This window comes from Enterobacter sp. kpr-6 (genome assembly GCF_900116015.1).
GTDB lineage: Bacteria > Pseudomonadota > Gammaproteobacteria > Enterobacterales > Enterobacteriaceae > Enterobacter_D.
The window spans coordinates 318,515-342,997 of sequence record NZ_FOYH01000001.1; the positions used below are offsets into that span (position 1 = coordinate 318,515).

20 protein-coding genes and 1 tRNA gene are annotated in these 24,483 nt (G+C 56.0%); 10 read left to right on the forward strand and 11 right to left on the reverse strand.

Features of this window, described 5'->3' with window-relative positions:
* The first annotated feature begins 87 nt into the window (after window positions 1–87).
* From apbE to mgtE, 5 genes are all read left to right on the forward strand, one after another.
* Window positions 88–1,140 (forward strand): FAD:protein FMN transferase ApbE, encoded by a 1,053-nt coding sequence (apbE, locus tag BM373_RS01485; protein WP_090458633.1) that lies wholly within the window; start codon window positions 88–90, stop codon window positions 1,138–1,140.
* A gap of 72 nt (window positions 1,141–1,212) precedes the next feature.
* Complete coding sequence (gene ada / locus BM373_RS01490; protein ID WP_090458639.1) at window positions 1,213–2,277, forward strand: bifunctional DNA-binding transcriptional regulator/O6-methylguanine-DNA methyltransferase Ada; 1,065 nt, start codon at window positions 1,213–1,215, stop codon at window positions 2,275–2,277.
* Complete coding sequence (gene alkB / locus BM373_RS01495; RefSeq protein ID WP_090458641.1) at window positions 2,277–2,918, forward strand: DNA oxidative demethylase AlkB; 642 nt, start codon at window positions 2,277–2,279, stop codon at window positions 2,916–2,918. Before ada ends, alkB begins: the two co-directional genes overlap by 1 nt.
* A gap of 242 nt (window positions 2,919–3,160) precedes the next feature.
* Window positions 3,161–4,804, forward strand: a complete 1,644-nt coding sequence (locus BM373_RS01500; protein WP_090458643.1) for a multidrug ABC transporter permease/ATP-binding protein — start codon at window positions 3,161–3,163, stop codon at window positions 4,802–4,804.
* An 84-nt stretch (window positions 4,805–4,888) separates the two neighbouring features.
* Window positions 4,889–6,325, forward strand: coding sequence for a magnesium transporter (gene mgtE, locus BM373_RS01505; RefSeq protein ID WP_090458646.1), 1,437 nt, complete (start codon window positions 4,889–4,891; stop codon window positions 6,323–6,325).
* On the opposite strand, the gene BM373_RS01510 is transcribed toward mgtE, so the two are convergent.
* Window positions 6,288–7,532 (reverse strand): SulP family inorganic anion transporter, encoded by a 1,245-nt coding sequence (locus tag BM373_RS01510; protein WP_090458648.1) that lies wholly within the window; start codon window positions 7,530–7,532, stop codon window positions 6,288–6,290. The genes mgtE and BM373_RS01510 overlap by 38 nt on opposite strands.
* A gap of 277 nt (window positions 7,533–7,809) precedes the next feature.
* On the opposite strand from BM373_RS01510, the gene mqo reads away from it, so the two are divergent.
* Window positions 7,810–9,453 (forward strand): malate dehydrogenase (quinone), encoded by a 1,644-nt coding sequence (mqo, locus tag BM373_RS01515; RefSeq protein ID WP_090458651.1) that lies wholly within the window; start codon window positions 7,810–7,812, stop codon window positions 9,451–9,453.
* 60 nt (window positions 9,454–9,513) lie between these two features.
* Here mqo and BM373_RS01520 read toward each other — a convergent pair.
* From BM373_RS01520 to BM373_RS01530, 3 genes are all read right to left on the reverse strand, one after another.
* A tRNA-Pro gene (locus BM373_RS01520) sits at window positions 9,514–9,590 on the reverse strand.
* A 76-nt stretch (window positions 9,591–9,666) separates the two neighbouring features.
* Entirely contained in the window at window positions 9,667–11,427 is a 1,761-nt protein-coding gene (gene yejM / locus BM373_RS01525) for an LPS biosynthesis-modulating metalloenzyme YejM (RefSeq protein WP_090458654.1), read from the reverse strand.
* An 18-nt stretch (window positions 11,428–11,445) separates the two neighbouring features.
* The gene (locus tag BM373_RS01530; protein WP_090459944.1) at window positions 11,446–11,673 is read right to left on the reverse strand and encodes a YejL family protein; all 228 of its coding nucleotides are present in this window, start codon (window positions 11,671–11,673) and stop codon (window positions 11,446–11,448) included.
* Window positions 11,674–11,816: 143 nt separating this feature from the next.
* Here BM373_RS01530 and yejK point away from each other — a divergent pair, with 143 nt between their 5' ends.
* On the forward strand, window positions 11,817–12,824 hold the full coding sequence (yejK, locus tag BM373_RS01535; protein WP_090458657.1) for a nucleoid-associated protein YejK: 1,008 nt from the start codon (window positions 11,817–11,819) through the stop codon (window positions 12,822–12,824).
* Between the two features lie 44 nt (window positions 12,825–12,868).
* Here yejK and rplY read toward each other — a convergent pair whose 3' ends face one another.
* Window positions 12,869–13,153 (reverse strand): 50S ribosomal protein L25, encoded by a 285-nt coding sequence (gene rplY / locus BM373_RS01540; RefSeq protein WP_090458659.1) that lies wholly within the window; start codon window positions 13,151–13,153, stop codon window positions 12,869–12,871.
* Window positions 13,154–13,277: 124 nt separating this feature from the next.
* Window positions 13,278–15,038, reverse strand: a complete 1,761-nt coding sequence (locus BM373_RS01545) for a DNA repair helicase RadD (protein ID WP_090458662.1) — start codon at window positions 15,036–15,038, stop codon at window positions 13,278–13,280.
* A 283-nt stretch (window positions 15,039–15,321) separates the two neighbouring features.
* Here BM373_RS01545 and rsuA point away from each other — a divergent pair, with 283 nt between their 5' ends.
* From rsuA to BM373_RS01560, 3 genes are all read left to right on the forward strand, one after another.
* Window positions 15,322–16,029, forward strand: coding sequence for a 16S rRNA pseudouridine(516) synthase RsuA (gene rsuA, locus BM373_RS01550; RefSeq protein WP_090458664.1), 708 nt, complete (start codon window positions 15,322–15,324; stop codon window positions 16,027–16,029).
* A gap of 15 nt (window positions 16,030–16,044) precedes the next feature.
* Entirely contained in the window at window positions 16,045–17,241 is a 1,197-nt protein-coding gene (locus BM373_RS01555; protein ID WP_090458666.1) for a Bcr/CflA family multidrug efflux MFS transporter, read from the forward strand.
* Window positions 17,242–17,561: 320 nt separating this feature from the next.
* A complete protein-coding gene (locus BM373_RS01560) occupies window positions 17,562–17,906 on the forward strand; it encodes a YejG family protein (RefSeq protein ID WP_090458669.1) in 345 nt (114 codons plus the stop codon).
* Window positions 17,907–17,909: 3 nt separating this feature from the next.
* On the opposite strand, the gene yejF is transcribed toward BM373_RS01560, so the two are convergent.
* The 5 genes from yejF to mepS all read right to left on the reverse strand — a co-directional run bounded on the left by yejF (window position 17,910) and on the right by mepS (window position 24,211).
* Window positions 17,910–19,499: a microcin C ABC transporter ATP-binding protein YejF gene (gene yejF, locus BM373_RS01565; RefSeq protein WP_090458672.1), complete on the reverse strand. Its 1,590-nt coding sequence runs from the start codon at window positions 19,497–19,499 to the stop codon at window positions 17,910–17,912.
* Window position 19,500: 1 nt separating this feature from the next.
* A complete protein-coding gene (locus tag BM373_RS01570) occupies window positions 19,501–20,526 on the reverse strand; it encodes a microcin C ABC transporter permease (RefSeq protein ID WP_090458674.1) in 1,026 nt (341 codons plus the stop codon).
* The gene (locus tag BM373_RS01575; protein ID WP_090458677.1) at window positions 20,526–21,620 is read right to left on the reverse strand and encodes a microcin C ABC transporter permease YejB; all 1,095 of its coding nucleotides are present in this window, start codon (window positions 21,618–21,620) and stop codon (window positions 20,526–20,528) included. The genes BM373_RS01570 and BM373_RS01575 overlap by 1 nt, the downstream gene beginning before the upstream one ends.
* 9 nt (window positions 21,621–21,629) lie before the next feature.
* On the reverse strand, window positions 21,630–23,435 hold the full coding sequence (locus BM373_RS01580) for an extracellular solute-binding protein (RefSeq protein ID WP_090459946.1): 1,806 nt from the start codon (window positions 23,433–23,435) through the stop codon (window positions 21,630–21,632).
* Window positions 23,436–23,644: 209 nt separating this feature from the next.
* Window positions 23,645–24,211 carry a bifunctional murein DD-endopeptidase/murein LD-carboxypeptidase gene (gene mepS / locus BM373_RS01585; protein WP_090458679.1) on the reverse strand — a complete coding sequence of 189 codons (567 nt, stop codon included), beginning with the start codon at window positions 24,209–24,211 and terminating at the stop codon, window positions 23,645–23,647.
* Window positions 24,212–24,483 lie beyond the last annotated feature (272 nt).

Below are 24,483 nucleotides of genomic sequence, written 5' to 3' on the forward strand. Positions count from 1 at the left end.
TCAGGGGCCGAATGGCCCCTTTTTTATGGGTCACAAACCCGGACTTTTGGTGTACCCTTGCGCCTGTTCAGCAAGGAGAGAGTAGACATGGGACTGAAATATTTACGTGCAGCGATGCTGGTCATTGCTGTCATTTTGACCGGCTGCGATGCCGCATCCAGCCCTGCACCGGCGGTGCCTGCCGCGACGGTATTATCGGGCAAAACCATGGGCACCTCCTGGCGCGTCAGCGTCATCGGCCTCGATCAGACGCAGGCGACGGCGCTACAACAAAAAATTCAGTCGCAATTAGATGCGGACGATCAGCTTCTCTCCACCTGGAAAAAAGATTCAGCGCTGATGCGGTTTAACGCCTCAGAAAGCCTCTCGCCGTGGCCGGTGAGCGAGGCGATGGCCGACATCATTACCGGTGCCATGCGCATCGGCACGAAAACCGACGGCGCAATGGATATCACCGTTGGGCCGCTGGTGAATTTGTGGGGCTTTGGCCCTCAAAACCAGCCGGTGACGACGCCCACGGATGAGCAAATTGCCGCCGCCAAAGCGCGCACGGGCCTGCAACATTTGACGGTGACGCAGGAGGCCGGACGGCAATACCTGCAAAAAGATCTGCCCGATCTGTTCGTCGACCTCTCCACGGTCGGGGAGGGGTACGCTGCCGACCATCTGGCGCGATTAATGGAGCAGGAAGGGATCGTCCGTTATCTGGTTTCCGTCGGTGGCGCGCTTGCCAGCCGGGGCATGAACGGCGAAGACAAACCCTGGCGGGTGGCGATCCAAAAGCCCACTGACCAGGAAAATGCTGTGCAGGCGATTGTGGATATCAACGGTCACGGCATCAGCACCTCCGGCAGCTACCGTAATTATTATGAGCTGGACGGCAAACGTATTTCGCACGTGATCGACCCGCAAACCGGGCAGCCAATTACCCACAATCTGGTGTCGGTAACGGTTATTTCCCCGACCGCGCTGGAAGCGGACGGCTGGGATACCGGCCTGATGGTGCTTGGCCCGAAGAAAGCGCAGGAAGTGGTCCGTCGCGAGGGGCTGGCGGTGTATATGATCGTCAAAGAGGGCGACCGTTTCGTTCCGTGGATGTCACCGCAGTTTGCCGCCTTCCTTGTCCATGATAAAAATTAAAAAGCAAGATTGCCAGTTTATCCCTTGCGGCATGTAGGCATCCTCAGACTACACTGACGTAAGGAGCCGATCATGCCGACACTCACTTTGCTTAACGACGAGCACCGCTGGCAGGCAGTGCTCGATCGTAATCCCGCCGCCGATGACCAGTTTGTTTTTGCGGTCATCACCACCGGTATCTATTGCCGCCCGTCATGCCGGGCGCGGCACGCCCTGCGACAAAATGTGCAGTTTTACCCGGATGCATCAGGTGCGCGGGCGGCGGGTTTTCGTCCCTGCAAACGCTGCCATCCGGATGCCGCGAACGCCGATGAGCATCGTCTTGAGAGTATCGCCCGTGCCTGTCGCATTCTTGAGCAGGACACGCCCGTTACGCTTGAATCGCTGGCGCAGCAGGTAGCCATGAGTCCGTATCATTTTCATCGTCTGTTTAAAGCTGAAACCGGGCTGATGCCAAAAGCCTGGCAGCAGGCTTTTCGCGCCCGCCGCCTGCGACAAACCCTGGCGCAAAGCGGCACCGTAACCGATGCGGTGCTGGCCGCCGGTTTTCCTGACAGCGGCAGCTATTACCGTAAAGCCGATGAAACGCTGGGAATGACCGCGCGGCAATACCGCAACGGCGGCGAGCAGACGGTGGTGCGTTACGCGCTGGATCACTGCTCGCTGGGGCGCTGTCTGGTCGCCGAAAGCGCGCGCGGAATTTGCGCCATTTTGCTGGCCGACAATAACGATCAACTCATCGCCGAACTGACACAGTTGTTTCCCCGCGCCCGGCGTGAGCAGGCTGATGCTGAATTTCGTGCGCGGGTTAACGAGGTGATCGCCTGCCTCGACGATCCGCGTGCTACCTTGCGTCTGCCGCTGGATATTCGCGGCACCGCCTTTCAGATGCAGGTCTGGCAGGCGCTGCGCCAGATCCAGCCGGGTGAAACGCTCAGCTATCAGCGCGTGGCCGAGGCGATCGGCAAGCCGCGCGCGGTCCGGGCGGTGGCGAGCGCCTGTGCCGCGAATAAACTGGCGATTGTCATTCCCTGTCACCGCGTATTACGCGGCGACGGCGCGCTCTCCGGTTATCGCTGGGGCGTGGCGCGCAAAGCCCTGTTACTGGGGCGTGAGTCTGTCATTGAGGAGGAGTAATGCTGGATCTGTTTGCCGATGAACATCCCTGGCTGGAACCGCTTGCCCCCGGCGCGGTGATCCTGCGCCGCTTTGCCGTTGACGGTGCCGGAGCGCTGATGACGGCAATAGAGCAGGTGGCGAGCCAGTCGCCGTTTCGTCAGATGGTCACGCCCGGCGGCTACACCATGTCGGTGGCGATGACCAACTGCGGTCAACTTGGCTGGACCACCAACGCGCGCGGCTACCTCTATTCACCTGTCGATCCGCAAACGCAGTCCCCCTGGCCTGCAATGCCGGAAGTCTTCCGGTCGCTGTGCGATCGGGCATCCGCGGCGGCGGGCTACCCGGACTTTACCCCGGACGCCTGCCTGATTAACCGCTATGCCCCTGGCGCTAAGCTGTCGCTGCATCAGGACAAAGACGAGCCGGATCTGCGTGCGCCGATTGTCTCCGTTTCCCTTGGCCTGCCCGCAGTATTTCAGTTTGGCGGGCGCAAGCGTAGCGATCCCCTGACGCGGTTGATGCTGGAGCACGGTGATGTGGTGGTGTGGGGCGGCGAGTCGCGCCTCTTTTACCACGGTATTCAGCCGCTTAAGCCTGGGGAGCATTCGCTGACGGGGGAGTTCAGGTACAACTTAACGTTTCGTCAGGCGGGGTGATCGTTTTGCCCCTCACCCCGACCCTCTCCCAAAGGGAGAGGGAGAAAGGCGAGTCGGTGCACAATTTTTCCCCTCTCCCAAAGTAAGGGGGAGAAAGGCAAGTCTGCGCACAGTCTGTCCCCTCTCCCTGAGGGAGAGGGCCAGGGTGAGGGTCCCCCAACAAGAAGATAAATAAGAATTATTCTTGATCCACAACAGGAGCAGTTTACACTGCTGGCTGTTTTTCTCTGCCCGGATCATTTATGCAACTTCTTCTTCTTGTCTGGCGACAATATCGCTGGCCTTTTATTGCCGTCATCGCGTTAAGCCTTGCCAGCGCAGCGCTCGGCATCGGGCTGATTGCCTTCATTAATACGCGTCTGATTGAGAATGTGGACGTGTCCTTATCCGTCCTGCCGGAATTTCTCGGACTGCTTATCCTGCTGATGGCCGTGACTCTCGCCTCGCAACTGGCATTGACCACCCTCGGCCACCACTTTGTCTACCGTCTGCGCAGCGAATTTATCAAACGTATCCTCGACACCCACGTCGAGCGCATCGAACAGTTGGGCAGCGCGTCACTGCTGGCCGGGCTCACCAGCGATGTGCGCAACATCACTATCGCCTTTGTGCGCCTGCCGGAACTGGTGCAGGGGATCATCCTCACCGTCGGCTCGGCGGCTTATATGGCGTGGCTGTCCGGTAAGATGCTGCTGGTGACCGCCCTGTGGCTGGCCATCACCATCTGGATTGGCTTCGTGCTGGTGGCGCGGGTGTATAAACACATTGCGATCCTGCGTGAAACCGAAGACAAGCTGCATAACGATTACCAGATGGTGCTCGAAGGGCGCAAAGAACTGACCCTCAACAGCGAGCGCGCGGAGCATATCTTTAACGAGCTTTATAAGCCCGATGCCCGCGAATACCGCCAGCATATTATTCGCGCCGACACCTTTCATCTGAGCGCGGTGAACTGGTCCAACATCATGATGCTGGGCGCGATTGGCCTGGTGTTCTGGATGGCAAACAGTCTGGGCTGGGCCGATACCAACGTCGCGGCGATCTTTTCTCTCACCGTGCTGTTCCTGCGCACACCGCTGCTCTCTGCCGTGGGTGCGCTGCCCACGCTGTTAAGCGCGCAGGTGGCGTTTAACAAACTCAAACAGTTTGACCTCGCGCCGTACAGCGCCGACTTCCCGCGTCCGACGCCGATGCAAAATTGGCACACGCTGGAGATGCGCGACGTGGTATTCAAATATCAGGACAACGATTTTACCGTCGGCCCGCTGAATATGACGCTTAAGCGCGGCGAGCTGGTATTCCTGATTGGCGGCAACGGCAGCGGGAAATCGACGCTGGCCATGCTGCTGACCGGGCTGTATCAACCGGTGTCGGGCGAGATTTTGATTGACGGTAACGCGGTGGCGGCCGGCAAACCGGAGGATTACCGCAAACTGTTCTCCGCGGTCTTTACCGACGTCTGGCTCTTTGATCAACTGCTTGGCCCGGAAGGGAAGGCCGCCGATCCGCTGCTGGTTGAGAAATGGATCAACCAGCTACAAATGGCGCACAAGCTGGAGCTAAAAGAGGGCAAAATCCTCGATCTTAAGCTCTCCAAAGGGCAGAAAAAGCGCGTGGCGCTGCTGCTGGCGCTGGCAGAAGATCGCGACATTATTCTGCTGGATGAGTGGGCCGCCGATCAGGACCCGCATTTCCGCCGCGAGTTTTATCAGGTGCTGCTGCCGCTGATGCAGGAGATGGGCAAAACCATTTTCGCCATCAGCCACGACGATCACTACTTTATCCACGCCGACCGGCTGCTGGAAATGCGCAACGGTCAGCTTTCTGAGCTTACCGGTGAAGAACGCGCGCTCGCTTCCCGCGACGCTGTCTCACGCACCGCGTAATGCGCACTGCCCGGCATCACCTGCCGGGCAATTCCTCTTTTCTGCCGCTATGCTTAACCCTGTTATTTTTGCCAGGACGCACCGATGCATTCATCCCCTAAAAACAGCGCCCGACTTCGCGATGAAGAACGCGCGCGACTGATTTGGCTTCTGACCACCGATAAAGCCATTACCTCCAGCCTGACGGGTAAACTGACCCTCGCCGAACAGTATGACGTGGGCACACTGGCTGAAGACATGGCGGAAGTGGAAGTGCTGGTCGCCCATTTGCCGCCGCCCGATCTCGCCGATACGCTGGAGGCGTTGCCCTCAGAGGAACGGCGCGCCCTGTGGCGGCTGGTGGACAAACTCAAGCAGGGCGAAGTGCTGCTGGAGGCATCGAGGAACGTCTGGGACGACGTGATCGAGGACATGAGCGACAAAGCGCTGCTTGAGGCGCTGCAAATGCTCGACATTGACGAGCAGATTTACCTGGTGTCGCGCCTGCCGCGTAATCTCACCGGGCGTCTGGTCGCCTCGCTGCCCGCCAATGAACGCGCCCGCGTACGCCAGGTGCTGAATTACGAGCAGAACAGTGTCGGGGCGATCATGGCGTTTGAGGTGATCACCATCCGCGCGGATATCACGCTTGCCACCGTGCAGCGTTTTCTCCGGCGGCGCGGGACGATGCCCGACAACACCGACAAACTTTTTGTCACCAGTCGCGACAACGCCCTTTACGGTGAACTGACCCTGCAAACCATTTTGCTGCACCCGCCAGAGGCGCTTGTCAGCGAGGTGATGACCCCCGATCCGGTCACTTTCTTACCGGAGGACAATGCGGAAAAAGTCGCCCGTACCTTTGAACGTGACAACCTGCTCAGTGCGGCGGTTATCGACGATCGCGGCATGCTCATGGGCCGCCTGACCATCGATGAGATCGTCAACGTCGTGTACGAAGAAACCGATAACGACATGCGCCTGATGGGGGGCCTGAGCGCGGAGGAAGACGTTTTTGCTCCGGTCGGCAAAGCGGTGAAAACACGCTGGGCGTGGCTGGCGCTGAACCTCTGTACCGCCTTTATCGCCTCGCGGGTGATCGACGGTTTTGAAAACACCATCTCGCAACTGGTGGCGCTGGCTTCACTGATGCCAATTGTCGCCGGGATCGGCGGCAACACCGGCAATCAGACAATCACCATGATTGTTCGCGCGCTGGCGCTGCAAAACATTCATCCGGGTAACTTTCGCTTTTTGATTTTCCGCGAAATGGGCGTGGCGCTGATTAACGGCGTGGTGTGGGGCGGGATTATGGGCGGCGTCACCTGGGGGCTGTATGGCGACATGGCGCTCGGCGGGGTCATGATGCTGGCGATGGTGCTGAATCTGCTGGTGGCCGCGCTGATGGGCGTGCTTATCCCGATGGTAATGTTAAAACTGGGGCGCGACCCGGCGGTCGGCTCCAGTGTGATTATCACCGCGGTAACGGATACCGGCGGCTTCTTTATTTTTCTTGGTCTGGCGACGCTGTTTTTGCTTTAGCGTGTTTACGTCTGAAGGTGCGCGGCAGTACAACCATCAGCGCGACACCGGCGATGACGCCAATGGCCAGATTCCCGGTGCTGACGGTGGCGATCACCGTCACCAGCATCACCAGCGTTTCGCTCACCGGCGCGTGTTTTAGCGCCGTGGGCTGAATGCTGTGCCAGTTGAAGGTCTTAATCGCCACAATCACCATAATGCCCGCCAGCACCGCCATCGGGATTTTAGCCATCACCTCGCTGAGCGCCGTCACCAGCAGCAGCAGCACAATGCCCGCCGCGATAGTCGACACCCGGCTGCGGCCTTTGCCCATCTCAACGTTAACGATGGTCTGGCCAATCATTGCGCACCCGGCGATACCGCCGTAAAACCCGGAGAGAATATTTGCGATCCCGAGTCCCACGCTCTCCCGACGCTTGCCCGACGGCGTATCGGTTAAATCATCCACCAGTTTGGCGGTCAGTAGCGATTCCATTAAGCCGACAAACGCGATACTGAGCGCGCAGGGCCAGACGATCGCCAGCGTGCTGAGATTAAACGGCACCAGCCACTGGGTCAGACCCGGCAGGCCGCCGGACATCGGGCCTTCATCCCCCACGGTTGGCAGGATCTGCCCGGTGGTGACGGTAAATACGGTCAGCAGGACGATGGCGACCAGCGGCGCGGGAACACTTTTCACCCAGCGCGGCAGCCACAGCACAATCAGCAGCGTCAGGGCGAAGAGGGCGAGGATCAGCGGATCGCGCGTCCAGAAATGCGGCACCTGAGCGAAGAAAATCAAAATACCCAGCGCGTTCACAAACCCGGTCATGACCGTATGCGGAATAAAACGCATCAGGCGCGCCATGCCCGCGAGGCCGAAAATAATCTGGATAAGCCCGGCCAGTAAGACTGCCGGAAGAATGTATTCCACCCCGTGCTGATGCACCATCGGGCCGATCACCAGCGCCACGGAACCGGCTGCGGCGGTGACCATTGCCGGACGTCCGCCGAGAAACGACATCGCCAGACAGAGTACTACTGATGCGACCAGGCTAACCTTCGGATCGACGCCCGCAATGACGGAAAAAGAGATGACTTCCGGGATCAGCGCCAGCGCGGTGATCACGCCTGCGAGGGATTCGCGCAGTAAAAGCGAAGGCGAACGCAGCACGGTGCTGACGCTACCACTATTTTTTGAAGTTATAGATGCATGTGAGTCAGGCATAAGGATTCGCAGATAGTAAACGCCACGCGCAATGCGGGCTGACAGGCATCCATGCAGTGTAAGAAAGCGCGAAATAGTAGCCTCAGAGCGCAGGAGATACCAGTTTTTTTGTCATTAACCTTATAAATCCCTAACTTTAAGTTAACAATAATCAACTTAATTTTTAGTATTTAAACAATATTTAATTTACCAGCCGATGGTGTTACGTTAGTTCCGTGAATAATTTCAACCGCATTAACATCCATTAAAGCGGCACTAAAAGTAAGGCATTATCATTATGAAAAAGATGCGTGCCAGGCTCTTTGCTAAAGCACCACGTCTGCGTGCGGCAACCGCAGCAGCGAAAACGACAGTGACGGTTACTCAGCAAACGGACGTGCTTTTGATTGGTGGCGGGATCATGAGTGCAACACTTGGCACCTACCTCCAGGCGCTGGAGCCGGACTGGTCAATCACCCTGGTTGAGCGGCTGGATGCGGTGGCAAAAGAGAGTTCCGACGGCTGGAATAACGCCGGAACGGGGCACTCCGCACTGATGGAGCTGAACTACACGCCGAAAAATGCCGATGGTTCAGTCAGCATTGATAAAGCGGTTGAAATTAACGAAGCCTTTCTTATTTCCCGCCAGTTTTGGGCGCATCAGGTAAAAGCCGGAGTCCTGAATAATCCCCGCTCATTTATTAATACCGTTCCGCACATGAGCTTTGTGTGGGGCGACGACAACGTTAAATTCCTGCGCACCCGCTACGCCGCGATGCAGCAAAACGACCTGTTCCGCGGCATCCGCTATTCCGAAGATTATGCGCAGATCAAAGCCTGGGCACCGCTGGTGATGGAAGGACGCGATCCGCAGCAAAAAGTCGCCGCCACCCGTACCGAACTGGGCACCGACGTTAACTTCGGCGAAGTCACCCGCCAGCTTGTCGCTGCCATGCAAAAGCACGATAACTTTTCCCTGCAACTGAATACAGAAGTGCGCGGGATCACGCGCAATGCAGATAATAGCTGGACGGTGACGGTGGTGGATCTCAACAACCGCCAGGTCAAACAGACTATCAACGCGAAGTTTGTGTTTATTGGGGCAGGGGGCGCGGCGTTAAAACTGTTGCAGGCATCGGGTATCCCGGAAGCGGCGGATTATGCAGGCTTCCCGGTGGGTGGTCAGTTCCTGGTGGCGGATAACCCGGAGGTGGTTAACCGGCATCAGGCCAAAGTCTACGGTCAGGCATCGGTCGGCGCGCCACCGATGTCGGTCCCTCATATTGATACCCGCATCATCGACGGTAAACGCGTTTTACTCTTCGGACCTTTCGCCACGTTCTCGACGAAATTCCTGAAAAACGGCTCCCTCTGGGATCTGCCTCGCTCCACTAAACCCGCCAACTTTATGCCGATGGTTAACGTCGGCCTGAGCAACTTTGGCCTGGTGAAATATCTGGTCGGGCAGGTGGTGCAGAGTGAAGACAACCGCCTCGCGGCGCTTCGTGACTATTATCCGCAGGCGAAGAAAGAGGACTGGCGTTTGTGGCAGGCCGGACAGCGCGTACAGATTATTGAGCGCGTGGCCCGTAAAGGTGGCGTGCTGCGTCTCGGTACCGAAGTGGTGTGCGATGAGCAGGGCACGATTGCCGCGCTGCTGGGCGCATCGCCGGGTGCGTCGACCGCCGCGCCGATCATGCTGCATCTGATGGAAAAGGTGTTTAAAGAGAAACTCAATTCCGCAGCGTGGCAGGAGAAGCTGAAAACGATGGTGCCAACTTACGGCGTGGCGTTAAGCCGTCATCCGGCGCTGGCGGAGCAGGCGCTGTACTCCACCAGCCAGGTGCTGGGTCTGAAGTACGATCTGCTGGCGGCGGATGTTGCCAGTGCCGCAAATGACCAAGTGCAAAATGAACCAGAGTGTGTGGCGGAAATTGCCTGAACTGAAATTCCGCGCATAAAAAAACCAACCGTTAAGGTTGGTTTTTTTTGGGGAAATTTTTGGTCGGCACGAGAGGATTTGAACCTCCGACCCCCGACACCCCATGACGGTGCGCTACCAGGCTGCGCTACGTGCCGAACTGTGGCGGTAATACTACCCGTTTTGCGAGTGATTGCAAGCCGGGGTCAGCCTGATTGATTTATAATTAATCAATCAGTTAGCGATGAACCGTTTTTCATCCGTCAGAACCTGAAGCAGTAAACTGAGCTGCGGTTTCTGATCGCGGATCTTCTCGCCCTGGGCGTTCCAGGTCTGATAATTCCCGCTGTGATCCAGAACCAGCGTCATCTGCGGAGTGGTGATGGCCAGCGCCGTAGCGTTGGCGGCTGTAACCCAGTTATGACGGCGCGTGGCGTTAAACAGATCCTGACCCTGAGAGTATTCATTCGCTGGCGTATTGACCTGTAACAGGCGCTGCATCAGCGTGGTCATGACATCTTTATGATCGGTCAATTTATTGATGTGCTGCGCCGGTGTGCCCGGCCAGTGGATCACCAGCGGCACGTGCAGATTTGGCCGTGACCAGTCAAAAGTGCGCTCGGATTTATCGATCGCCATGCCGTGACCTGCGGTAATAATCACCACCGTTTTATCGAGCTTACCGGCGTCACGCAACGCGCTCAGCACGCGTTCAATCTGGTCGTCTACGTTACCCGCCGCGCGGGCATAACGACGGGCAAAGCCCTGCTGATTGGTGTCTTCAAGCGACGTCCCATTCAGCGCAACCCACGAGAACCAGCGGTTATCTTCTTCGGCGTAGCGGCCCAGCCAGTTGATCCACTGATCGGCGGTCTGCTTGTCCGACTGCGATTTTGCCGCAGGCAGCGAGAAGTCAGAGAGCAACGCCTGACGATACAGCGCGCTGCTAAAGCCATCGGAGGAGAAGAGGCCCAGTTGATAGCCCTGCTGATTCAGCGCGGTGATCAGCGCCGCCGGGGTGCGTGAAGAGAGTACACCATCCATATACGCCGGAGAAATGCCGTAAAACAGCCCGAAAAGGCCGCTGTCGGTGTTATTACCGGTGCTCATATGTTGCGTAAAACTAATGTTCTGTTCCGCGAAGCTGGCAAGCGCGGGCATCTGCTTCTCGTAACGGGAATAATTCAGCCCGTCGACGGTAATCAGCAGGACGTTTTGTCCCTGGCCCATATCGCGATAGCGCAATTCGCTCAGCGGATATTGCACCGATACCGCTTCCGGATTGCCTTGCTCCACCAGCCGACGCTGATACTCCTGCGCATCAAGCAGGCCGTGTTTTTCCAGAAAACGACGAGCGGTCATGGGGTAGGAGAGCGGCAGATTCGCGCGCTGCATGGTTACCGGGCGGTAAAAGTTAGCGTCAGCCCAGATATACATGACGTGCGAAGCGATAAACGCCACAAAGAAAAATCCGGCGACGGGCTTGGCATAATGGCGGCGGCGCGTCAGGCTACGCAGTTTTTGCCAGCTCCAGGTCGCAAACAGCATCTCAATGAGTAACACCACCGGCACGCTGATAAACATCAGTTGCCAGTCGCGCGCCATCTCATTTTGATCGGGGTTGATAACCAGTTCCCAGACGAGGGGATTAAGGTGCAGGTGAAAGCGGGTAAAGACTTCGCTGTCTATCAGCAGCAGCGTCATGCCCACCGTCGCCAGAATGGCAGACAGCAGACGCATCAGACGCTGCGACATAATAATAAATGTCAGCGGAAACAGGATCAGCAGATAGGTGGCGAACACTAAAAAGCTGAAATGCCCGACAATGCTCAGGTACGAATAGATCCGCCCGACAAGCGTTGTCGGCCAGTCGGCGACAAACAGGTAGCGGCTGCCGAATACCATGGACAACAAAATGTTGAACAAGGCAAACCAGTGCCCCCAGCTAACCATCTGGGAGACTTTTTCACGGTAGCGCTGACGATGAGTCACCATAAAATGTCGTCGTGTTCCTTAATGCGCGGGGTCGTCGTTAACCGAGGACTGGAGCGCCTGAGCAAAAGACCGTGCAATGGCCTGACGCTGAGCCGGAGCGATACTGGTATTGATAAGATTGGTCACCATATTTCCCAGAACCATCAGGGAAAGATCGGTTGGCGTCTTATGTTTTTCCAGCACGTTCGCCAGTTCACTCAGCAGTTGTTCAACGTGTTCATCACTGTAGCGGGAGATTTGTGGCATAAAATCGAAATCAGTCTGTTCATGAAAGGGCAACATATTACCGTAGAGACATCTTTTTTTCTGCTTTTTTATCCGCTAATGCACTGTTGCACTGTTCTCCCTGCAGTGGTTGAATACCGCCCGGTCTAACAGGAGAGTTTATCATGAGTCTGGATATCAACCAGATTGCCCTGCACCAGCTTATCAAGCGCGATGAACAAACCCTTGAGCTGGTGCTGCGCGATTCATTACTGGAACCGACGGCAACCGTCAACGATATGGTCGCAGAGTTGCATCGCGTCTATAGCGCAAAAAATAAAGCCTACGGTCTGTTTAGCGAAGAGAGCGAACTGGCACAGGCGCTGCGTCTGCAACGTCAGGGTGAGGAAGACTTTCTGGCCTTTAGCCGGGCGGCAACCGGACGCCTGCGCGATGAGCTGGCAAAATACCCCTTTGCCGACGGTGGCATCGTGCTGTTCTGCCATTACCGTTATCTGGCGGTCGAATACCTGCTGGTCAGCGTGCTGAACAACTTAAGCAGTATGCGCGTTAACGAGCAACTGGACATCAGCTCCACGCATTATCTGGATATCAACCACGCGGATATCGTGGCGCGCATCGATTTAACCGAGTGGGAAACCAACCCGGAATCCACGCGTTACCTGACGTTCTTAAAAGGGCGGGTAGGGCGCAAAGTCGCTGACTTCTTTATGGATTTCCTCGGGGCGAGCGAAGGGCTGAACGCCAAAGCGCAAAACCGTGGCCTGTTACAGGCAGTGGATGACTTTACTGCCGAAGCCCAACTGGATAAATCTGAGCGGCAAAATGTGCGTCAGCAGGTCTACAGCTACTGCAACGAGCAGTTGCAGGCCGGGGAAGAGATCGAACTGGAGTCTCTGTCAAAAGAGCTGGCCGGTGTGAGTGAAGTGAGCTTCCAGGAATTTACCGCGGATAAGGGCTATGAGCTGGAAGAGAGCTTCCCGGCGGATCGCAGTACGCTGCGTCAGCTCACCAAATACGCGGGTAGCGGCGGCGGCTTGACGATTAACTTCGATGCCATGCTGCTTGGCGAACGTATTTTCTGGGATCCGGCAACCGACACCCTGACTATCAAAGGCACTCCGCCAAACTTGCGCGACCAGCTACAGCGTCGTCTGAGCGGCGGCAAATAATAAAAAACCCCGCCGGAGCGGGGTTTTTTTTCAACCTGTTGCGATTACGCGCGAACGAAGTCGATGTGAGTCAGTTTCGGCTTGAACGCGTGACGCTGTACAGCCTGCACTTTAACTTTTACTTCAGTACCGTCAACAACCAGGGTCAGAACTTCGCCGTAAAAACCTTCTTTGGCTTGCATGTTCATCACTTTGTCGTGATCCAGTTCAATCGCGATTGGGGCTTCAGTGCCACCATAAACGATTGCCGGGAACTTGTTAGCGGTACGCAGGCGGCGGCTCGCACCCTTACCCTGCTCTTTACGTGCTTGTGCTTCAATAGTAAACATTTGAATCTCTCTTCAATGAGTTCCTGTTACAGGCGACCCAGCAACAGGCAGATGATCGGCTTTACGGTTGTAAAGCGGGCGGTATTCTATACTCGAAAGCCCGCTACTTCAACGAAAAGTGCCGCTAGCCGCGCAATTCATTGGCGCGTCGGTAACGTCCTTCGTAATCAAACACCTTTTCACGCACCTGCCAGAACTGCCCTTTTTTACGGGCGACCACAAAATCCGGGTGGCGCAGCAGCGCCTGTTGTGCCGTGATATCTGCCGCCACGATCCAGCGCAGCGGCACGCCCGGCGTGCGCGTGTGCGGGCGGATAAACAACTGCTCAAACGCGGTGCGCTGGGCAGGGGTTTGCAGGCGAAAGCGTTCGCTCACATCCGCGCCGTCTTCATCGTAATAGGTGACTTTCAGCCATTCGCCTTTTTCGTCTGCTCCGTGTTGTAACGTCATGCCGCCACAGCGCAGGACCAGCGCGTCTTTCAGTTTCAGCGCCGCTTTGAGCATATCGTCCGGGTCGACCAGCACCGTGTCGCATTCGCGGCAACGTCTTGCGGCGATATCATTCTCCGCGTTGCACTGCGGGCAGTTTTTGAAGCGAAAGCGGTAGTCACACTGGGCGCGGTGGCCGTCGTCATCTTCAAACCAGCCCTGACAGCGGCGGCCAAAATGCTCGATAAGCGTTCCGTCAGCGGTGGTTTTGCCCCAGAAGGTGTTGGCAAAGCCGCAGTCCGGGCAGAACACCTGCACCGGCACGTTGTCGCTTTTCCCTTTGGGCGCACCGACTTCCGGGGCGTAGAGATCGTGCGGGTTGCCCGCATAATCCAGAATCAGGCAATCGGTTTTGCCCGGTGCCAGTCGCAGCCCACGGCCCACAATCTGCTGATAAAGGCTGACAGATTCGGTCGGACGCAGGATGGCAATCAAATCCACATGCGGCGCGTCAAAGCCGGTGGTCAGCACCGACACGTTCACCAGATAGCGAAACTGCTGGGCTTTAAACGCCTCAATCAGCGCATCACGCTCGTTACCCGGCGTGTCGCCGGTAATAAGCCGGGCATCGTCGGCAGGTAATAACCCGGTGATCTCGCGGGCATGTTCCACCGTGGCGGCGAAAATCATCACGCCCTTGCGGGTGGCGGCAAACTCTTCAATCTGGCTGATGATATGCGGAGTAATGCGCTGCTGCTTTTTCAGCTCGCCATTCAGGTCCGCTTCGCTGAACAGACCGTTGTTTTGCACCTTCAGGCGGCTGAAATCGTACTGCACCACGGGCATATCAAGGCGTTCCGGCGGCGTCAGATAGCCGTGCTTGATCATATAGCGCAGCGGCAGTTCATAAATGCAGTCGCGGAACAGCGCTTTTTCGTTGCCGCGCACCATGCCGTGATAATGAAACTGATAAATCCAGCCTTTACCGAGACGAAAGGGCGTGGCGGTCAGCCCAAGCAGGCGGATGTTTGGATTAACCGTGGCCAGATGCGCGAGGATCTGCTGATACTGGCTTTCGTCTTCATCGCTGATGCGGTGGCATTCATCGACGATCAGCAGGGAAAACTCCCCCTGAAAATGGTCAAGGTTACGCGCCACCGACTGCACGCTGCCAAACACCACTTTACCGTGGCTCTCTTTGCGCTTAAGTCCGGCGGCATAGATATCCGCCTCAAGACCGAGCGCCTGATATTTTGCATGGTTTTGCGCTACCAGCTCTTTAACGTGGGCGAGGACCAGCACGCGCCCACGCGCCACGCGGGCCAGTTCAGCGATCACCAGACTTTTGCCCGCCCCAGTGGGCAGGACAATCACCGCAGGTTGTTGGTGTTTTCGAAAATGGGCGAGGGTGGCATCCACCGCTTCGCGTTGATAGGGGCGAAGTGTAAAAGTCATTGCATCTCAGTGTTCATCAGCTTGCTAATATACCCGTCATACTTCAAGTTGCATGGGCGTTGGCAGCGCTCACTCACCCCAGTCACTTACCTTTGTAAGCTCCCGGGGATTCACTCCCTTGCCGCCTTCCTGCAACTCGAATTATTTAGGGTATAGTATGCCACGGATCTTTTTCCCTTGAGCGATGCTCAGACGCCGTTATACTTAAACGGTAACACTGTACATTACTTCTTTTTTGGGCGCTCTGCCCGACTCCAGCATCATTACAGGCTAATAAGAATTCATGCGACTTGATAAGTTTATCGCTTTGCAACTCGGCGTAAGCCGGGCTATTGCCGGGCGTGAAATCCGTGGCAGCCGTATCACCGTTGACGGCGAAATTGTAAGAAACGCAGCGTTTAAACTCCTGCCTGAACACAACGTCGAGTTTGATGGCAATCCCCTGGCGCAGCAGAACGGCCCGCGCTATTTCATGCTGAATAAACCCCAGGGCTACGTCTGTTCAACCGACGATCCCGATCATCCGACCGTTCTCTATTTTCTTGATGAGCCTGTGGCGCATAAGCTGCACGCCGCCGGGCGTCTGGATATCGACACCACCGGTCTGGTGCTGATGACCGACGACGGGCAGTGGTCGCACCGCATTACCTCTCCACGCCATCACTGTGAAAAGACCTACCTGGTGACGCTTGAATCCCCGGTCAGCGATGACACGGCAGAGCAGTTTACCCGTGGCGTTCAGTTGCATAACGAAAAAGATCTTACCAAACCGGCACAGCTTGAGGTCATCACACCGACGCAGGTGCGTCTGACCATCAGCGAAGGCCGCTACCATCAGGTTAAACGCATGTTTGCCGCCGTCGGTAACCGTGTGCTGGAACTGCATCGTGAACGTATCGGCGCGATTGCGCTTGATGACGATCTCGCCCCCGGGGAATACCGCCCGTTAACGGAAGAAGAGATCGCCAGCGTTGGGATGCCTTCTCGCTAACCTCAGGAGTTTTACGTGACCACCAGGCAGCAATCTTCATTCAGTATCGTCTTTATCCTTGGCCTGCTGGCCATGCTGATGCCGCTCTCCATTGATATGTACTTGCCCGCGCTGCCGGTGATTGCTGAACAATTTGGCGTACCGGCGGGTAGCGCACAGATGACGCTCAGTACCTATATTCTGGGCTTTGCGCTGGGGCAGCTTCTGTACGGGCCGATGGCAGACAGCATCGGGCGCAAACCGGTGATCCTTGGCGGTACGTTGATTTTTGCGGCGGCGGCGGTCGCCTGTGCGCTGGCGCAAAGCATCGATCAGCTTATCACCATGCGCTTCTTCCACGGGCTGGCAGCAGCGGCCGCGAGCGTGGTGATCAACGCCCTGATGCGCGACATTTACCCGAAAGAAGAGTTTTCGCGCATGATGTCGTTCGTCATGCTGGTCACTACCATTGCGCCGCTGCTCGCGCCGATGATTGGTGGGGCGGTGCTGGTGTGGTTTAGCTGGCATATGATTTTCTGGATCCTCGCCATTGCTGCGCTGCTGGCTTCGCTGATGATCTTCTTCTTCATCAATGAAACGCTGCCGGTCGAGCGGCGGCAGAAATTCCATATCCGTACCACCATCGGGAATTTTGCCACCCTGTTTCGCCATAAGCGGGTACTGAGCTATATGCTCGCCAGCGGCTTTAGCTTCGCCGGGATGTTCTCATTCCTCAGCGCCGGGCCGTTTGTCTACATCGAGATCAACCACGTCTCGCCGCAGGATTTTGGCTACTACTTCGCGCTGAATATTGTCTTCCTGTTCATCATGACCATCATCAACAGCCGTTTTGTACGGCGGGTGGGGGCGGTGAATATGTTCCGCACGGGGCTGTGGATCCAGTTTGTCATGGCGTTGTGGATGGTGCTTTGCGCCGCGTTCGGCGCGCCGTTCTGGACGCTGGTGATTGGTGTGGCGGCATTTGTCGGCTGTGTGTCGCTGGTGGCCTCAAACGCGATGGCGGTTATTCTCGATGAGTTTCCGCATATGGCGGGCACCGCGTCATCGCTGGCTGGCACGTTTCGTTTCGGTATCGGGGCGATTGTCGGCGCGTTGCTGTCACTGGCGACATTTAACAGCGCCTGGCCGATGATCTGGTCCATCGCTTTCTGCGCCAGCAGTTCCATTCTGTTTTACCTCTACGCCAGCCGCCGTAAAAAATCCGCGCAGTAATCCTTTCGGAGGGGCAAAAAATGCCCCTTTCGTTGATGTATATCAACCCCAAAACCGCACAATTGTTTATTTTATGTAAAATCTATTTATGTAAAAAGTCACACCTTTGTAGTTAAAAAGGTTGAGTTAGATCGCATAAACGGGTACATATAGCCCGAAATATGATGTAACGCAGAGTGCTAACACCCTAATAATTAGGCTGCTAATCCGCATTGTGACTGGATGTAAGCGGTTACTGCATCGTGACAGGACGACTTGTCAATGATGTGTTAATATAGATGTAAAATAATTGTGAAGTATCCAGGCTTCGGGGAAAGAACGTGAATTCATTAAACCTCTCTATCGTGCATCGCTTGCCGCAGAATTATCGCTGGCTGGCAGGATGTGCAGGTTCAAAAGTTGAACCGATTCCGCAGAATGGACAGAGCGGTGATAATTGTCTGGTTGCGTTAAAGCTGCTGAGTCCGGACGGCGACAAAGCCTGGCCAGTGATGCATAAACTCAGCCAGGCCCTGAGCGACATTGAAGTGCACTGCTCGGTACTCGAATGCGAAGGCGAGCCGTGCCTGTTTGTGAACCGTCAGGACGAGTTCGCGGCGACCTGTCGCCTGAAAAACTTCGGCGTTGCTATCGCGGAACCTTTTTCTAATAACAATCCTTTCTGAGCGTCAGCTTAGCGCCAGTAGCTGACGCGTATAGGGCTGTTGCGGATCGGCAAACACGCGTTCGCACTCGCCCTGTTCCACCACCTCTCCCTGCCGCAGCACCACGACCTGATGGCACAACGCGCGCACCACATGCAAATCATGGCTGATGAAAATGTACGCCAGGCGGTGCTTTTGCTGGAGCGACTTTAACAGCGCCAGGATCTGCGCCTGCACCGTGCGATCCAGCGATGAAGTCAGTTCATCAAGAATGATCAGTTCAGGCTTCAGAATGAGCGTGCGGGCAATCGCAATGCGCTGACGTTGCCCGCCGGAAAATTCTGCGGGGTAGCGATGACGCGTCTCCGGATCCAGACCCACTTCCATCATCACCGCTTTCACCTGATCTTCACGCGCCTGCGGTGAAAGAGCAGGCTGATGCACGCGCAAGCCCTCTTCAATGATTTGCTGCACGTCCAGTCGCGGGTTGAGGGACGAGTTGGGATCCTGAAAAACCACCTGAATGCGGTGGCGAACCGGCAGCATTTTTTTGCGATCCCAGGCGTGCAACGGCTTGCCGTCAAACATAATCCGCCCTTCAGAGGCGATAAGACGCAGCAGGGCGAGGCCGGTAGTGCTTTTACCCGAACCGGATTCACCGACCAGCCCCAGCGTTTCGCCAGGACGCAGCCGGAAGCTGACGTTATTAACCACCGATTTTTTGCCCACGACGCGGCGGAAAACCCCTTTACGCAGCGGGAAGGCGACGGCGAGATTGTCCACCTCCAGCAGCGGCGGCGCGTCGGCCTGTAAAGGGACCGGCTGACCGGACGGCTCGCTGTCGAGCAGGCGCTGAGTGTAAGGGTGCGCCGGGTGAGCAAGCAGGGTACAGGCGCGGTTTTGCTCCACGCACTGACCGTTGTGCATTACCGCCACGTTGTCGGCCAGTTTTTTCACAATGCTGAGGTTATGGGTGATAAACAACAGCCCCATGTTCAGCTCGTCGCGTAACTCGCGCAGCAGTTGCAGAATTTGCGCCTGTACTGAGACGTCAAGCGCGGTGGTCGGTTCGTCGGCGATCAATAACTCCGGGCGGGTCAGCAGCGCCATCGCGATCATCACGCGCTGGCGTTCGCCGCCGGAAAGCTGGTGGGGGAAATCAGCAAGCCGGGAGCGGGCATTGCGGATGCCGACCCGCTCAAGACAGTCGAGCATTTCACCGCGCGCGGCTTCACGGCGCATTCCGCGATGCAGCGACAGCACTTCATAAAGCTGTTTTTCCAGCGTGTGCAACGGGTTCAGCGACACCATCGGTTCCTGGAAAATCATCGCAATTTTGTTGCCCCGCACGCCGCGCAGCACCTGCTCACTGGCATGCAGCAGGGTTTCGCCATGAAACAGAATATCGCCGCCTGGGTATTCCACGGGTGGCGAGGGCAGCAGGCGCAGCACCGACAGGGCGCTGACGCTTTTCCCGGAGCCGGATTCACCGACCAGCGCCAGCGTTTCTCCGGCGTGGATGTGCAGCGACAGATCGCGCACCACGGTGCGCAGTTCATTTTGCTGACGAAAGGCAATGGTCAGGGAATCAATGCTGAGCAGGGGAGTGGTCATGCTAAACCGCCTTGTTCGGATCAAACGCGTCGCGCACCGCTTCGCCGATAAAAATAAGCAGCGACAGCAGGACTGCCACCGACAAAAACGCCGCGATCCCAAGCCACGGGGCCTGGAGATTGTTTTTCCCCTGTAACAGCAACTCGCCCAGCGACGGCGATCCCTGCGGCAAACCAAAGCCCAGGAAGTCCAGCGAGGTCAGCGTGGTGATCGAGCTGCACAGAATAAAGGGTAAAAACGTCAGGGTGGCGACCATGGCGTTCGGCAGCATATGGCGGAAAATAATGCCGCGATCGCCCACACCGAGCGCCTGCGCCGCGCGGATATAGTCAAAATTGCGCGTGCGTAAAAACTCCGCCCGCACCACGCCCACCAGACTCATCCAGCCAAACACCACGGTCACCGCCAGCAGCCACCAGAAGCCCGGCTGGATCACGCTGGACAGCAGAATAATCAAAAACAGCGTCGGCATTCCTGCCCAGACTTCAATGATGCGCTGCCCGAAGAGATCGATTTTGCCGCCGTAATAGCCCTGAATGGCTCCTGCCGTCACGCCAATCACGCTGGAAAACAGGGTGAGCAACAGGCCAAACAGCACCGAAATCCGCGTGCCGTACAAAATGCGCGCCAGCACGTCACCGCCGTTAGCGTCCGTGCCCAGCCAGTTTTGTGCAGAGGGCGGGGAAGGGAAGGGGGTATCGGTGGCGAAATTAATACTGCGCGCACCGAAGCGGACGGGGGCCCAGAGAACCCAGCCTTTGTCGGCAAGCTGTTTTTGCAGCCAGGGGTCCTGATAATCCGCAGGGGTGGTGAACTGACCGCCAAACGTGGTTTCGCTGTAATCTTTTAAAACCGGCGCATACCAGTGACCGTCGTAGCGCACCAGCAGCGGTTTATCATTGGCGACCAGCTCCGCGCACAGGCTTAAAGCGAAAATCACCAGGAAGATCCACAGCGACCAGTAACCGCGCCGGTTATGACGAAAACGTGCCCAGCGGGCCTGATTTACATGGCTCAATTGACGCATCAGCGGCCCTCAAAATCGATACGGGGATCCACCAGCGTATAGCTGATATCGCTCAAAATATTCAGCAGCAGGCCGATCAGGGTGAAAATATAGAGCGTGCCGAACATCACCGGATAGTCCCGCGAGACGGTGGCCTCGTACCCCAGCAGGCCCAGCCCGTTTAAGGAAAACATCACTTCTATCAGCAGCGATCCGGTAAAGAACATGCTGATAAAGGTGGCGGGAAAGCCCGCGATTACCAGCAGCATGGCGTTACGAAACACATGTTTGTGCAGAATGTTGCGCTCACTCACCCCTTTGGCGCGGGCGGTGACCACGTACTGTTTGCGGATCTCATCCAGGAAGGAGTTTTTAGTCAGCATCGTCAGCGCAGCAAATCCGCCGATGACGGTAGCGAGCACCGGCAGCGTGATGTGCCAGAGGTAGTCGGTGATTTTCTGATACCACGGCAGGGTGTCGAAATTAGCTGAGACCAGTCCGCGCAGCGGGAATATATCGAAATAACTGCCGCCTGCGAAAAAGACAATCAGCAGCACCGCAAACAGAAACGCCGGGATCGCGTAGCCGATGATGATAAAGGCGCTGCTCCAGATATCGAACCGGCTGCCGTTGTACACCGCTTTACGAATACCCAGCGGGATCGACACCAGATAGATAATCAGCGTCCCCCACAGTCCGAGGGTGATGGAAACCGGCATACTGTCTTTGATCAGTTGCAACACCGAGGCACTGCGAAACAGGCTGTCGCCAAAATCGAAGCGGGCGTAATCCCACAGCATTTTGAAATAGCGCTCGTGGATCGGCTTGTCGAAGCCGTAGCGTTGGGTGATCTCCGCGATCACTTCCGGGTCCAGCCCGCGCCCGCCGCGATAGTGCCCGTCGGTGGCGTTACTCACCCCGGTGCGTGCGTGGGAAGCGCCCATATTGTCGCCACCGCCGCCCGGTAACGTCCCCTGCTGACCAAACTCGATGGCGGCAATGGCCTGATCCACCGGGCCGCCGGGGGCGATCTGCACGATAAAAAAGTTAATAGTGATGATCGCCCAAAGCGTCGGGATCAACAACAGTAAACGACGGAGTAAATATGCGCCCATTGTCTCTCCTTAACGTCTGGCGGCGGGCAGTTTTGCCGCTTTATTGACGTCGTACCACCAGGTATCAAACCCGATGGTATAGATGGGGCGCTGGGCGGGCATGGAGAATTTATCCCAGTACGCCAGGCGATCGGAGGGCATATACCACATCGGTAACATGTAATAATTCCAGGTCAGCACCCGATCCAGCGCGCGTCCCAGCGGGACCAGCTTCTCTTTATTCCCTTGCGCGGCAATGATCTGCGCGATCAGATTATCGATAACCGGACTGGTGACGCCGGGGGTGTTATAGGTGGAATCAATGTATTCCGAACCCCAGGAGATTTGCAGATCGGTGCCAGGCCAGGGCGTTGTCTGCACAGTGCGCGGCATCATGTCGAAGTCGCGGGAACGCAGGCGGTTGGTCAGCTGGGAGTTATCCACCTGACGCACGTTAAGCGTAATGCCGAGACGTTCCAGATTGTGCTGAAACGGCATCACCCACAGGTTATTGCTGCCCGCCGGAAGCAGCAATTCAAAGGCGAAGGGCTTGCCGGTTTTGGCGTCAACCAGCTTTTTGTCTTTCAGCTCCCAGCCTGCCTCTTTCAGCAACTGGCTGGCCTTCAGCAGATTACCCCGATCAAAGCCGTTGCCTTTCGACACGGGCGGTTGATAAATCGCGGTGAAGACTTCGGGGGGCAGTTGCGCTTTCATCGGAGCCAGCAGCATCAGTTCAGCCGCATCCGGGTAATTGCGCGCGGCGTATTCCGTATTCTGGAAATAACTGTTGGCGCGCGCGTAGGCGTTATAAAACAGCGCCTTGTTCATCCATTCAAAATCAAACGCCAGCGTTAAGGCTTCGCGCACGCGGCGATCTTTAAACAGCGGACGCTGGTTATTGAAGGCCAGCCAGCGTGTGTTCTGCGCCGACTCGTTTTTCTGTTCGTCTTTAACGATATAGTGGCTGGCGAAATTCTTGCCGAGATAGCGGGTGGCCCAGTTTTTCGCGTCTCCTTCCTGGCGGAAGTCATACGCGCCCGCTTTGAAGGCTTCAAAGGAGACATTGTCGTCGAGATAGTAATCGTAACGGATATTATCGAAATTCCAGCGGCCACGGTTTACCGGCAGCGATGCGCCCCAGTAATCTTTCACTCGCGTATAGGTAATGTATTGCCCCATGCGCCACTGGCTGATGCGATACGGACCGCTGCCGAGCGGCGGCTTGCCCAGCGGATCGCTGAGTTTATGATCTTTCCAGAATTTCTCCGGCATCACCGGTAGCGTAAACAGGCTTAACAGATCCTCTTTCCCCGGCTTTGCCAGCGCAATGCGCACGGTCAGCGGCGCAATAGCTTTCACCGTGGTGCCTTTATAAATCAGCCGAAACTGCGGCACCCCTTCGGTCATAAATTTATTGAACGTAAACGCCACATCGCGCGCGGTAATGGGGGAACCATCATGAAAAGTAGCTTTGGGATTGAGGGAGATTTCAGCCCAGGAGAAATCGTCGGCGTAGCGGGTCATTTCAGCAATGAGCGGATAGTAACTGCCTGGCTCATCGTCGGAGGTGGTAAACAGCGCGTCATACAGATCTTCCGTGCGAACGGCGGCATTACCGCGCAGGGCGTAGCGGTTGAAGTTATCAAAGGTGCCGATCACCGCCAGAGTAATATTGCCGCCTTTCGGCGCTGCCGGATTAACATAATCAAAATGGGTGAAGTTAATGGCGTATTTGGGTTCGCCAATAACTGCAAAAGCATAATTTTCTTTAATAGTCTGCGCTGCAGAAGACAGACTCCATAACGCCAACAGCATCATCACTACGCGCACTAACATCATCAGGTCATCATCCTTTTACCAGACGCAGGGGCCAAATGAATCATAATGGACGCGCTGGCGCTTGGGAAATATTTCACGGCGCAGGCAGGGGAGCAGTAATGCAGATAAAAGGAATTCGTTAAAAAAAAAGCAAAAAAAAGCACTGCCGGAGCAGCGCTTCTTTTTTGTATCTTTTGCCAGCCAAGGGAAAACCGACAAAAGATCGCTTAACTACGACTTAAAACGCGACGCGCTTCGTTATAGCGCTTTTTCCAGTATGGCTCGTCCATACTCGAAATCACTACCCCACTGCTGGTGGAGGCGTGAACAAACTGGTTATTACCGATGTAGATACCTACGTGTCGGCCCGTAGAACCGGCGCGGAACAATACCAGATCGCCGGTACGCAAACTGGTGCGTGACACGGACTTACCCATCTCTTGTTGTTCATAGGTAGAACGCGGCAATTCTAAACCAAATTGCTCACGGAAAGTGCGCTGAACGAAACCAGAACAGTCGATACCTTTTTTGGTTTCGCCGCCAAGACGATAACGAACGCCTTTCCAGCTCGCGTACTGATCCATAATGCGTGATTTAACATCAAGATTACGAACCATACTTTCAAATTCATCCTGAGAGGCTTGCAGTGAAGAGGCATCTTCAATACCCACATCAAGCGTCTCAGGGTGCATATTCTTTGCGGTATTAGTTGAACAAGCTGAAAGCAGTACCGCGACTGCTAACGCGGGGATTGCCCGCAAGAGATATCTCAAAAACGGTTGAGATTTGACCATGTTGTTTATTTTCCCTTGAAGTCCTTAACGATAAATATCGCTATATAAATGCCAAACGTGACGAGATTAATTACCTGCGCACAAGGAGACAATTCTTGTTGGTCAAATCTGTGGCGAAACGCACAAATTAATTTACCGCTTGAATACTTTATCTCTGTGAGGCGAAACGTCCCCGAGATTACCCTATCACCCTATGCATTGCGAGCGCTTTTCTGTGATTTTTTATAAGAAATTGTGATACAGACAGACACAAATTAACTTTGCTCAAAATG